The 10,886-nt window shown below is 69.7% G+C and carries 11 protein-coding genes and 1 pseudogene; 4 read left to right on the top strand and 8 right to left on the bottom strand.

Annotation, left to right across the window (positions count from 1 at the left end):
- Nucleotides 1–1,215 (top strand): MFS transporter (locus VFX14_03415; protein ID HEU5188716.1); only part of this gene is annotated, 1,215 nt, incomplete at its 5' end.
- Between the two features lie 9 nt (nt 1,216–1,224).
- On the opposite strand, the gene VFX14_03410 is transcribed toward VFX14_03415, so the two are convergent.
- The 3 genes and pseudogenes from VFX14_03410 to VFX14_03400 all read right to left on the bottom strand — a co-directional run bounded on the left by VFX14_03410 (nt 1,225) and on the right by VFX14_03400 (nt 3,239).
- On the bottom strand, nt 1,225–2,415 hold the full coding sequence (locus VFX14_03410) for an acyl-CoA dehydrogenase (GenBank protein ID HEU5188715.1): 1,191 nt from the start codon (nt 2,413–2,415) through the stop codon (nt 1,225–1,227).
- A pseudogene (locus VFX14_03405) lies at nt 2,415–2,708 on the bottom strand (GNAT family N-acetyltransferase). The gene VFX14_03410 and the pseudogene VFX14_03405 overlap by 1 nt, the downstream one beginning before the upstream one ends.
- 60 nt (nt 2,709–2,768) lie before the next feature.
- Nucleotides 2,769–3,239 (bottom strand): YbaK/EbsC family protein, encoded by a 471-nt coding sequence (locus VFX14_03400; protein ID HEU5188714.1) that lies wholly within the window; start codon nt 3,237–3,239, stop codon nt 2,769–2,771.
- A 42-nt stretch (nt 3,240–3,281) separates the two neighbouring features.
- On the opposite strand from VFX14_03400, the gene VFX14_03395 reads away from it, so the two are divergent.
- Together VFX14_03395 and VFX14_03390 are read left to right on the top strand one after the other, a co-directional pair.
- Nucleotides 3,282–4,370 carry a mandelate racemase/muconate lactonizing enzyme family protein gene (locus tag VFX14_03395; GenBank protein HEU5188713.1) on the top strand — a complete coding sequence of 363 codons (1,089 nt, stop codon included), beginning with the start codon at nt 3,282–3,284 and terminating at the stop codon, nt 4,368–4,370.
- A gap of 29 nt (nt 4,371–4,399) precedes the next feature.
- Complete coding sequence (locus VFX14_03390; GenBank protein HEU5188712.1) at nt 4,400–5,158, top strand: SDR family oxidoreductase; 759 nt, start codon at nt 4,400–4,402, stop codon at nt 5,156–5,158.
- Here the strand turns inward: VFX14_03390 and VFX14_03385 are convergent.
- Together VFX14_03385 and VFX14_03380 are read right to left on the bottom strand one after the other, a co-directional pair.
- Nucleotides 5,155–6,354: an aminotransferase class V-fold PLP-dependent enzyme gene (locus VFX14_03385; GenBank protein HEU5188711.1), complete on the bottom strand. Its 1,200-nt coding sequence runs from the start codon at nt 6,352–6,354 to the stop codon at nt 5,155–5,157. The genes VFX14_03390 and VFX14_03385 overlap by 4 nt on opposite strands.
- Nucleotides 6,355–6,370: 16 nt before the next feature.
- Nucleotides 6,371–7,414, bottom strand: coding sequence for a Gfo/Idh/MocA family oxidoreductase (locus tag VFX14_03380; GenBank protein ID HEU5188710.1), 1,044 nt, complete (start codon nt 7,412–7,414; stop codon nt 6,371–6,373).
- A gap of 26 nt (nt 7,415–7,440) precedes the next feature.
- On the opposite strand from VFX14_03380, the gene VFX14_03375 reads away from it, so the two are divergent.
- Nucleotides 7,441–8,313 (top strand): alpha/beta hydrolase, encoded by an 873-nt coding sequence (locus VFX14_03375; protein HEU5188709.1) that lies wholly within the window; start codon nt 7,441–7,443, stop codon nt 8,311–8,313.
- Between the two features lie 19 nt (nt 8,314–8,332).
- Here the strand turns inward: VFX14_03375 and VFX14_03370 are convergent, their stop codons facing one another.
- The 3 genes from VFX14_03370 to VFX14_03360 form a co-directional block, all read right to left on the bottom strand.
- On the bottom strand, nt 8,333–9,109 hold the full coding sequence (locus VFX14_03370) for a class II aldolase/adducin family protein (GenBank protein HEU5188708.1): 777 nt from the start codon (nt 9,107–9,109) through the stop codon (nt 8,333–8,335).
- A 20-nt stretch (nt 9,110–9,129) separates the two neighbouring features.
- Nucleotides 9,130–10,275: an amidohydrolase family protein gene (locus VFX14_03365; GenBank protein ID HEU5188707.1), complete on the bottom strand. Its 1,146-nt coding sequence runs from the start codon at nt 10,273–10,275 to the stop codon at nt 9,130–9,132.
- 74 nt (nt 10,276–10,349) lie between these two features.
- On the bottom strand, nt 10,350–10,886 hold a 537-nt coding region (locus tag VFX14_03360; protein HEU5188706.1), incomplete at its 5' end, for an aldo/keto reductase.

Here is a 10,886-nt window from a genome sequence, read left to right as displayed (position 1 = left end):
GGGGTGGCGCGCCGCTGGCCCCTCCTCACCCTTCTCACCGTCGCCTACGGCCTCGGCGCCTTCGGCATGCTCGGGGTCTCGCCGCTGACGCCGAGCCTGGTCGAGGGCTTCCGCCTCTCCCGCTTCGACGTCGCGTTCATCGTGCCCTGCGTCTACCTGCCCGGGCTCTTCTTCTCGCTTCCCGCGGGGCACCTCGGGGATCGCCTGGGCGTGCGGCCGACGTTCCTGGGCGGGCTTGCCCTCGCCGCCGCCGGGCTGGCGCTGGCCGCCGCCGCACCAGGCTTCTGGCTCTTCCTCGCCTGCCTCATCGTCGCGGGGACGGGATGGAGCGTGGTGAATCCCGTGCTCGGCAAGGCCATCGTGGATCTCTTCCCGGTGCGCGAGCGCGGCATCGCGATGGGGATCAAGCAGATGGGCCTCACCGTCGGCGGCGTCATCTCGGCGCTGGTGCTGCCGCCCATCGCGGCGTGGCTCGGCTGGCGCGCCGCCGTCGCCACCTGCGCGCTCGTCATCGCCGCGCCCGCGCTGTCCTCGTGGCGCCCGCTCGCCCCGCTGGCCGACCCGCGCCCCGGCCATGCCGCGAGTACCCAGGCGGACGACGACGCGTGGTGGTGGATCCGGCGGCCCGCGCTTCTCGTCTTCTTTGCGACGGGCATCGCGCTCGGCATGCTCCAGTCCGCTGTGCTCGCCTACCTGCCCCTCTACGGCGTGCAAGTGCTGGGCTGGAGCGCGGTGGCCGCCGGCGCCCTTGTCGCCGCGGCGCAGGCGGGCGGCGCCGTCGCGCGCCTGGCCCTGGGCGCGGCGAGCGACCGCTGGCTGGGCGGCCGGCGGCCGCCGTGGGTCGTGCTCTCGTCGCTGCTAGGCGCGCTCGTGTTCGGGGCGTACGCGCTGGCTCCGGCGCGATCTCCCCTCACCGCGTTCACACTCGCCTTCGTGGCCGGCATCGGCGCGCATGGCTGGGTCGGCGTCTACTTCATCGCCAGCGCGGAAGCCGGCGGGCCGCGGCGCGCGGGCCTCCTGAGCGGGGTCGCCTTCGGCGTCATCGTGGTCGGCTTGCTGGTGGGCGCGCCCCTCTTCGGCGCGGTGCTGGTGTCGCGCGATTCCTACGCGGCCGCGTGGGCGGTGTTCGCCGCCCTCGCCGCGATCATCGCGATGGTCATGGCGGCAGCGGGAGAGGCCATCCACCGCGAGTGCGCGCGGGCCGGTGGCCGATAGGGTCCCGGGCTAGTCCTTTGGGAGACCGAGCACGCGCTCGCCGATGATGTTCCGTTGAATCTCGCTGGTGCCGCCCGCGATCGTGTACTGCCGCGCGCTGATAACTCTATTGTACCAACGCGCCGCGTCCGGAACATCCGCAGCCGGCTGATTCAGGAGCACCCGCGGCCCCAGGAGCTCGCCCGCGAAGTCGGCGATGCGCACGCCCAGCTCCGAGCCGAACAGCTTGAGGATGGAGCCCTCGGGTCCGGGCGGGTCGCCGCGGAGCTGCCGGGTGAGGTTCCGGTAGCGCGTGTACTTGAGGGCGGCCGCCTCGATCAGGAGCTGCGCCCAGCGCTGGCGCACGAGCGGACTCTCCCATGCGGGGGCGCCGTTCATCGCCATGCCCCGCGCGAGGGCGCCCAGGCGCGCGATCTGATCGTCGTGGCCGCGCCCGCCGCCCGCCTTGCGCTCGTACATGAGCGTGGTCATGGCCACGCCCCAGCCGGCGTGGAGCCGGCCGACCAGGTTTTCCTTCGGCACCGGCACGTCGACGAAGAAGACCTCGTTGAAGTGGCGGTGCCCGTTCATCAGCACGAGGGGGCGCACGGTGATGCCGGGCGTCTTCATGTCCACGAGGAGATAGCTGATGCCCTTGTGCTTGGGCGCGGCGGGATCGGTGCGCACGAGGAGATAGATCCAGTCCGCGAACTGCGCGCCGGAGGTCCACACCTTCTGGCCGTTCACGAGGAAGTGATCGCCCTTGTCCTCGGCCCGGGTGCGCAGGCCGGCGAGGTCCGAGCCCGCGCCCGGCTCGGAGAAGCCCTGGCACCAGATGTCCTCGGCGGTGAGGATGCGCGGCACGAAGCGCGTCTTCTGCGCCTCCGTGCCCACCTCGATCAGCGTGGGGCCGATCATGCCGATGCCGGAGTAGCCGGGAAGCACGGGGGCGCGGGCGCGGAAGCACTCCTCGTCGTAGATGATCTGCTCCATCAGGGTGGCGCCGCGGCCGCCGTAGGCCTTGGGCCACGAGATGCCGACCCAGCCCGCCTTGTACATGACCTTCTGCCAGGCCACGCGCTTCTCGAAGGTGGCGCGGTCCGGCGCCACGCGCTCGTCGGTGGGATCGTCCACACAGAGCTCGCGGGGCAGATTGGCGGCGAGCCAGGCGCGCAGCTCGCGGCGGAAGGCCTCCTGCTCGGGCGTGTACTGGAAGTCCATCAGCGCGCTCCCTTCCTTTCCCAGGCGGCTCGGCTCATACGATACAGGACATGCGGCCTGACGCGATCGTCGTCGAGATACGCGGCGTGATCGAAATCGTCGGCTTCCGAGCGAGTCATCCCCATCGCGGCCCTCGCCGCCTCCGTCGCGTATCCGCGCCCCCAGAACTCGGCGGCGAGGCGCCAGCCCGTCTCCACGCATGGCGTGAAGTGAGCCTGGAACGGCGGGATGGCGAGCCCGACGAAGCCGACGAACGGCGCCACCCCGGGCGATTCCACCGCCCACATCCCCGAACCCGACTCGTCGCCTACACGGTCAGAAACAACCGACGGTCGCGCCGGGCCACGGCCGGCTCACTCCTTCGAGAGTGGGTGCACGCGCGCGCCGGACAGGCGGAGGAAGTCCGCGCAGGCCATGACGATGGACGCAGAGTTCGATCCGGCGTTGAAGGCGATCTCCTCGCGGGCGGCCAGCGCTTCATCCACCAGCACCGGCAAGCCGAAGAGGTTGCCGAAGGGCGGGACGGCCCCGGGTACACAGCCGGTGAAGGCGAGCAGCTCCTCCGGCGTGGCGAAGCGAAGGGTGCGCGTGCCGAGAATCCCTCGCACCTTGGCATTGTCCACGCGGCGGCTGCCCGGCAGCACCACGTGCACGGGGGCGTCCGCGGCCAGCATCACCAGCGCCTTGGCGCCCGATTCGATGGGCGTGCCGCGCACGCGCGCCGCCTCCTCGCTGGTATGGACGGGGGCGTGCTGGAACAGGCGGAAGCGCGCGCCCTCCGCCGTCAGCCACTGCTCGAGCCGCGCCGTCACCGTGGTGGCCATCCGCGGTAGTATAGACGCCCACCCCGGGCCCATGGAGACTCCATGAAGATCACGCACGTGACCACTCGCGTCCTCCGCACGCCGGCGAACAACCCCTTGGTGGTCGGGCTACCGCCATCCACCGACACGCGCGAGTTCGTCACGCTTGAGCTCGGCACCGATCAGGGCATCGTGGGCGTCGGCCTTACCTTCTTCGGCGGTGCGCTGACGCCGGCGCTCAAGTCCGCGGTGGACACCCTGGCCGGGCTCACCGTGGGCGAGGATCCGACTCGCGTCGAGGCCATCGCCGCCAAGTGCCGCCGCGCCGCGAGTCATGCCGGGCCCGGCGGCATCTACGCGCTGGCGCTGTCCGCGGTGGACCTCGCCTGCTGGGATCTCAAGGCGAAGGCGGTGGGCCAGTCGGTGTGCGCCCTGCTAGGCGGCCTGCGGGACCGCGCGCCCACGTACGCGAGCGGCGCCCTCATGCGGCCGCATCCGATCAAGTATCTCGCTGAGGCGGGCCCACGCCTCATGAAGATGGGCTTCCGTCAGATGAAGATGCAGTGCGGGAGCGAGGCCACGGTGGCGGAGTCGATCGAGCGCGTGCGCGTGATGCGCGAGGCCATCGGACCCGACATCGATCTCATGTGCGACATCAACCAGATGTGGAGCGTGAACCAGGCCATCGAGATCGGGCATCGCATCGAGCCCTATCAGCTCTTTTGGCTGGAGGACCCGGTCACTCACGACGACTATCCGGGCCTTGCGCGCGTGGCTGAGAACTTGATCACGCCCATCGCCGCCGGCGAGTATCACTACGGCATCGTGCCGTTCCGCCACATGCTCGAGCATCGCTCCATCGATATCGTGATGATCGACCTCCTGCGGGCGGGCGGCGTCACCCAGTGGATGAAGATCGCGGGCATGGCGGAGGCGTTCAACCTGCCGGTGGTGAGCCATCTCATTCCCGAGTTCCACGTGCACCTGATCGCCGCCATCCCAAACGGCCTCACCGTGGAATACATGCCGTGGACGCTCGAGCTCTTCAAGGAGACACCGGCGCTCGTGGACGGCCAGATCGTCGTCCCGCCCCGACCGGGCTTCGGGCTCGAGTTCGACCCCGCGGCGATGAAGCGCTACCAGATCGGCTGACGACACACCCGACACAAAGGAGACCCAACATGGCTGATGGGAAGAAGGTCGCGATCGTGACGGGCGCGGGCAGCGGCGTCGGTGAGGCGGCCGCGCTGGCCCTCTTTTCCGACGGCTATCACGTGGCCCTGGCGGGCCGGCGCAAGGATCAGCTCGAGCGCGTGGCGCAGGCGGCGGGCGCGAACACGCCTAGGGCTCTCGTGGTGCCCACGGACGTGATGGACGCGGGCTCGATCCGGAATCTCTTCGCTCGCACCAAGGAGGCCTTCGGGCGCCTCGACCTTCTCTTCAACAACGCCGGCATTGGCGCCCCGGCCATCCCGATGGAGGACCTCACGCTCGAGCAGTGGAAGGCGGTGGTGGACACCAACCTCACCGGCTGCTTCATCTGCACGCAAGAAGCGATCAAGATCATGAAGGATCAGACGCCCCGCGGCGGCCGCATCATCAACAACGGCTCCATCTCCGCCCACGCGCCTCGGCCCAACTCGGTGGCCTATACCTCCACCAAGCACGCCATCACCGGCCTCACCAAATCCACATCACTCGACGGGCGGAAGTACGACATCGCCTGCGGCCAGATCGACATCGGGAACGCGCTGACCCCGCTGGCCGCGCGGATGTCCCAGGGCGTGCCGCAGGCCAACGGGACCATCGCGCCCGAGCCGCTCTTCGACGTCAAGCACGTGGGCGACGCCGTGCTCGCCATGGCCCGGCTGCCTCTGGATACGAACGTGCAGTTCATGACCATCATGGCGACGAAGATGCCCTTTGTGGGGCGCGGCTAGCGCGGCTCGGCGGCGAGTTCTTTCCGAAGGGCGTCGGCGAGCTTCACGTACTGCTCGAGACTGTTGTAGAGCTGGCACGACACGCGCACGAGCCGCTTGGGCGCCCCGGGCCAGCGCATGATGGGGACCTCGAGGCCCCACTCGCCGAAGAGGCGCGGTTGCAGCGGATCGGGCTGCCGCCACTTGGGATTCGTGAGGGGACTGTCCGGCAGTCGCACGCTCGCGATCGAGCCCACCATCTCCGGCGGGCAGACCGGCGCGGCGCCCAGCGTCTGCTGGAGGATGCCGCGCGCCTCGAGCGCGAGGGCTCGGTTCCGCGCCATCAGCGCGGGCCAGCCGCCCGGCACGAGCGACCCAAGATAGTCGATCGCCATGGGCACGGTGAGCCAGGCCGTCGGGTCGCTCGTGCCCATCCAGTCGAACTCCAGGCGGAAGCGCGTGCGCCCCTCTCGCTCGCCGACGTGGCCGTGGCTGATCGTGAGGGGGTGAATGGCGGCCTGGCGGTCGCGCCGTACGTAGAGGAACGCGGAGCCCTTGGGGGTGCAGAGCCACTTGTGGCAGTTCCCGGTGTAGTAGGCAGCCCCCAGCGCACGGAGATCCAGTGGCACCATGCCGGGCCCGTGGGCGCCGTCCACGACGGTGTCGATGCCGCGGGCGGCGAGCTCGCTCACGAGCTTTGCGATCGGCAGGACCAGCGCGGTCGGGCTCGTGATGTGGTCGAGGAGCGCGAGCTTCGTCTTCGGCGTCGCCTTGGCGAGCACCGCCGCCACCACCTCGTCAGGGGACGCCAGCGGGAATGGCACCACGGCCACGTTGACCTTGGCGCCGAAGCGCGACGCCACGTAGTCGAGCGTGTTCTTGCACGCGGCGTAGCAGTGGTCGGTGGTGAGCAGCTCGTCCCCCGGTGAGAAGGCGAGCGAGCGCAGCACCGCGTTCACGCCGCCGGTCGCGTTGGTGACGAAGGCGAGGTCGCCGGGGTCAGCGCCGACGAACTCTCCGAGCCGGGCGCGGGCGACATCGAGGCGCTCCTCGAGCTTGCGGCCGAGGAAGAGCACGGGCTCGGCCTCGAGCTCGGCACGCAGCGCGGCCTGATGCTCGAGCACGGCCTTCGGGCAGGCACCGTAGGAGCCGTGATTGAGGAAGGTGACGGCGGGATCGAGCGGCCAGAGGGCCGCCAGATCGGCGGAGGCGGTCACGACGGGCGCCGCCGGCCTAGAGCGGTGTGACGTCGACGGTCTGACCCGTCGTCGCGCTCTTGGTCACCGCGTCCGTGAACTCCATGTAGCGGACGCCTTCCTCGAAGCTGGTGCGCGTGACTTTCTCCTTGCCGCGGATGGCGTTGACGAACTCCTCCTCCACCCGCCAGCCCACGCGCTTCTCCTTCGGGATGACAATCTCCTTCAGAGCCGTCTCGCCCTTGCGGCCTCCCGAGAGTCTCTTCGCATCGGCTTCCAGGCGGAGCGTCCCCTCGGTGCCGAAGATCCACACCTCGGGCGACGGCGCCAGCGCCGTCACCGCGCTGAAGCGCATGTGGGCGACACCGCCGCCGGGCAGCTCGGTGAGGATGTCCGCGTGATCGGGCACCTTCACGTCGTGCGTCTTGCCCTCGGCGTCCTTCCGCTTCGGCACCGAGACGCGAGTCATCGCGGTCAGCCGCTTGGCGTGGCCCAGCCAGCGGCACATCGCCTCGTACCAGATCCCCATGTTGAGGATGTTGTGGCCGGAGAGCGTGATGTCCTGGCGCCAGTGGAGCGGCGCCGCCGGATCCACCCAGCGGCCCTGCGCGGCCTGGAGCTCCACCGCCACCACGTCGCCCACGTAACCGTCCTTGATCATCTGGGTCATGGTGGAATCGGTCTCGAGCGTGTGCGGCGCAGGAACCAGCTGGGCAATCAGCTTGGGCGCCTTGCGCGAGGCCTCGAGCATGCGCCGGCCCTCTCCCGCGTTCATGGCCATGCGCGCTTCGCAGAGCACGTGCTTGCCCGCGGCCAGCGCGGCGATGGACATCTCGGCGTGCATGTAGGGCCAGGTGCCGATGCAGATGGCGTCGACGTCGGGCGAGGCGATCACCTCGCGCCAGTCGCCGAACACCTTCGGGATGTCGAACTCCTTGGCGACCTTCTCGCCCGACGCCTTGCTGCGATTGGCGACGCCGACGAGGACCACGCCCGGCTGGGCGCGGAGCTTGGGGATGTGATGGAGCTTCGTGTTGGCACCTGCCCCGATGAATCCTACGCGGATCGCCTGTTCGCTCATGGGTGACATGATAGCATCGCTGCGCGATGCCCGCCGGGGTCACGACCACCGCCATCGCCACACCCGAAGGCCGCTTCACCGCAGATGTCGCCGGGCCCGCGGGCGCGCCGCTCGTGCTGCTCCTCCACGGCTTCCCTCAGTCGCGGCACTCCTGGCGCGAGCAGGTGCCCGCGCTGGGCGCCGCTGGCTATCGCGCCGTCGCGCCGGATCAGCGCGGCTATTCGCCCGGCGTACGTCCCGACCCCGCCGCGAACCTCGCGGCGTACTCCGTGGACCGGCTGGTCGCCGACGTCCTGGATCTCGCAGCCGCCGAAGGCCACCGCGATAAGCCCTTTCATCTGGTCGGGCACGACTGGGGCGGCCACGTGGCGTGGGCGACGGCGCATCGCTATCCGCAGCGCATCGCGTCCCTCACGGTGCTGTCGCGTCCGCATCCCGCGGCCTTCCGGCGCGCCTTTCGCGAGAACGCCGACGAGCAGCAGCACCGCTCGCGCCACCACAAGGCGTTCCACGACCCGAAGACGGCGGACGCGCTTCTCGAACATGACGGGCAGCGCTTCAAGCGCAACCTCGCCGACAACGGCGTGGGCGAGGCGTCCATCGCCGACTACTACTCCGTGCTCGGCACCCACCCTGCGCTGGAATCGGCGCTGGCGTGGTATCGCGCGGCGGGTGCGCTCACCACCACCGAGGTGGGCCCCGTCACGGTGCCCACGCTCTACATCTGGGGCGACGCCGATTCGACGGTGGGCCCGAGCGCCGCGCGCTGGACGGCCGAGTACGTGACGGGGTTGTATCGCTTCGAGGTGTTGCCGGGGGTGGGACACTTCGCCACGGACCAGGCGCCCGCAGCGGTGACGCGGCTACTGCTGGAGCACCTCGCCGCCCAGCGCCGCTAGGCAGCGAGGTGCTCGTCCTCTAATCGCGGTAGGACGTATCAGCGCGGTCGAGCCGCCGCAGCAGCCCCGGCCACACGAGGGCGCCCTGGCCGCCGCGGGGACGCTGCACGGCCGACACGCGCGCATAGCCTTCGTCCATCACTTCCTTGGGCACCGGGATCAGCTCACCACCGCTCTGGGCGCGCACCTGAATGGCGCAGGAGGCCTCCAGGTAGTACATCGCGACGAACGCGTCCGCGACCGTCGCCCCCACGGTGAGAAGGCCGTGGTTGCGCAGGATGAGCGAGGTGTTGTCCCCCAGGTCGGCGACGAGGCGCGGCTTCTCCGCGTCGTCGAGCGCAGGGCCCTCAAAGTCGTGATAGCCGAGGCTACGCAGGACGAACATCGAGTGCTGGGAGATGGGCAGGAGCCCCGCGCGCTGGGCCGAGACGGCGACCCCGTTGAGCGTATGCGTGTGGAGCACGCACTTGGCGTCGTGCCGCGCGGCATGGATGGCGCTGTGGATGACGAAGCCCGCCTCGTTCACCGGGAAGGGCGAGCCGTCCACCTTCTTACCCTGCTGGTCGATCTTCACCAGGCTGGAGGCGGTGATCTCGTCGAAGAAGATGCCGTAAGGGTTGATCAGGAACTGGTCCTCGGTGCCGGGCACGCGCGCCGAGATGTGGGTGAACACGAGGTCCTCCCACCCGTAGCGCGACACCAGACGGTAGGCGGCGGCGAGGTCGACGCGTACCGCCCATTCTTCCGCAGACACTTTGCCCTTCAGCGAGGGAATCTCGAGCGTGGACGCCGGCATGGGACGGTTCCTCTCTCTTCCTACAGGTTGTAGAGCCTGGCCACGTTGTCGTGGGTGATCTTGCGGCGAACCTTGTCGGAGAATCCGGCGAGGTTTTTCCCGAGGATGGTGTGCGAGTTCGGCCACAGACAATCGGGGTGCGGGTAGTCGGCGCCCCAGATGATGTTGTCCTCGCCGATCAGCGGCACGATCGGCTCGAGGTACTGGTCCTGCTGATAGGTGACGAACCCCTGACGCCGGAAGTAGTCGCTCGGCTTGAGCTTGAAGCCGAGCTGGCGCGCGCGGTCCTCGTACTCGGTGTCGAGCCGGTCGAAGACGTAGGGAAGCCAGGTCACGCCCGACTCGCCGAGCACGAACTTGAAGTTCGGATAGGCCTCGCAGGCGCCGGAGGCGATGATCGACACCAGCACCTCCATGGTGTCGAGCTGGAAGAGCGCCGAGCGCACCAACCGCCACTGCACCATGTACTCCTTCTCCATCGCGGGCGTGTCGGGCGTGCGGAGACCTTTGAAGCCGGTGGAGTGGAAGGAGATGGGGAAATTGCACTCCGCCGCCGCCTCCCAGAGGGCGTACCAGTCCCGGTGATAGATGGGCAGCCCCATGCGCTTGAAGGCGAGGTCGCCGCCGCGAAGCCCGAGCTTGGCGCAGCGCCGCACCTCGGCGGCCGCGTCCTTGGGGTCGTTGTTGGGGATGATGGCAAGGGGGAACACGCGGCTCGGATCGCTCGCCCTGGCGAAGTCCGCGGCCCATGTGTTGTAGATCGAGTTCGCCCACGCGCGCTGCGCGCCGTCGGCGATCAGATCGTTGATCATCAGACAGCCGTAGATGATCTCCTTGTCCACGCCGTCGCGGTCCAGATCGGCCAGCCGCAGCTCCGGGGTGGTGGGACGCGGCTTGGCCCCCCGCTGATAGCTCCACTCGAAGCCCACGTCCTTCATCTCGTCGATGTGGGCGAAGACCCCCTTCGTGTACGGGAGGAAGCCGGGCCCCACGCCGTTCCACATGCCGCGGTCGATCGCGTCCACGAACCAGTGGCAGCCGTCCTCCAGCTCTTCCACCCGGGGCACCAGGAGCTTCCACTTGGCGGGCGCCTGGGACGACCAGAGGTCGGGCGGGCAATAGGTCAGGTCGATGTGATTGTCGCCCGAGATGAGCCGGTCGGTCATGACGCGCTCCTTTGCGGGACGAGGGACGAGAAGGTCTGGGGTCTCGTGGCGGTGATCATATCAGATGAGGCCGCTCAGATCTGGCCGACCCAGTCTCGCCCGGCCACCGCCTTCCACCGCGCGCGAATGGCCTCGCGCTGGGCCTCGGGCAGCCGGCCGTCCCCGAGCAGGGCGGCGTTCTCCCGCCAGCGCTCGGGCTTGGTGGTGCCCACGATGGCGGTGTGCACGCCGGGCTCGCCCAGGGTGAAGCGCAGCGCCGTCTTCACGCCGTCGCGCGCCGCGCCGCGCAGGAACGGGTAGTCCAGCTCGCGCAGCCGCTCCCAGTAGTCCTGGTAGTAGGGTTCGGCGGGCTTCCGGGCGTAGCGCCAGGCCACGTTGGCGATGGGCCGCTTCGCGATCACGCCGAGGCCACGCTCGCGTGCGAGCGGCAGCGTCAGCTCGATGGCCTCCTGATCCGCGATGCTCACCGAGGTCTGGAGCGTGTCGAAGCGGCCCGACTCCACCGCCCAGCGCGCGGCGCCGCCGTCGCCGCTGTAGCCGATGTAGCGCGTCCAGCCCCGGCTCCGCGCCGTCTCGAGGGCGGTGATGGCGTCCCCGCGCCTCAGCACGTC

This window comes from Candidatus Methylomirabilota bacterium (assembly GCA_035764725.1).
In the GTDB taxonomy this organism is placed as follows: domain Bacteria; phylum Methylomirabilota; class Methylomirabilia; order Rokubacteriales; family CSP1-6; genus DASRWT01.
Note: the sequence above shows the minus strand (reverse complement) of the source record. Positions and strands in the feature narration are given on the sequence as shown.

What these genes read in the sequence shown, in the direction of transcription:
- VFX14_03410 (HEU5188715.1), bottom strand. Translation starts at nt 2,415, where the DNA reads ATGGACTTCCAGTACACGCCCGAGCAGGAGGCCTTCCGCCGCGAGCTG.
- VFX14_03400 (HEU5188714.1), bottom strand. Translation starts at nt 3,239, where the DNA reads ATGGCCACCACGGTGACGGCGCGGCTCGAGCAGTGGCTGACGGCGGAG.
- VFX14_03395 (HEU5188713.1), top strand. Translation starts at nt 3,282, where the DNA reads ATGAAGATCACGCACGTGACCACTCGCGTCCTCCGCACGCCGGCGAAC.
- VFX14_03390 (HEU5188712.1), top strand. Translation starts at nt 4,400, where the DNA reads ATGGCTGATGGGAAGAAGGTCGCGATCGTGACGGGCGCGGGCAGCGGC.
- VFX14_03380 (HEU5188710.1), bottom strand. Translation starts at nt 7,414, where the DNA reads ATGAGCGAACAGGCGATCCGCGTAGGATTCATCGGGGCAGGTGCCAAC.
- VFX14_03375 (HEU5188709.1), top strand. Translation starts at nt 7,441, where the DNA reads ATGCCCGCCGGGGTCACGACCACCGCCATCGCCACACCCGAAGGCCGC.
- VFX14_03370 (HEU5188708.1), bottom strand. Translation starts at nt 9,109, where the DNA reads ATGCCGGCGTCCACGCTCGAGATTCCCTCGCTGAAGGGCAAAGTGTCT.
- VFX14_03365 (HEU5188707.1), bottom strand. Translation starts at nt 10,275, where the DNA reads ATGACCGACCGGCTCATCTCGGGCGACAATCACATCGACCTGACCTAT.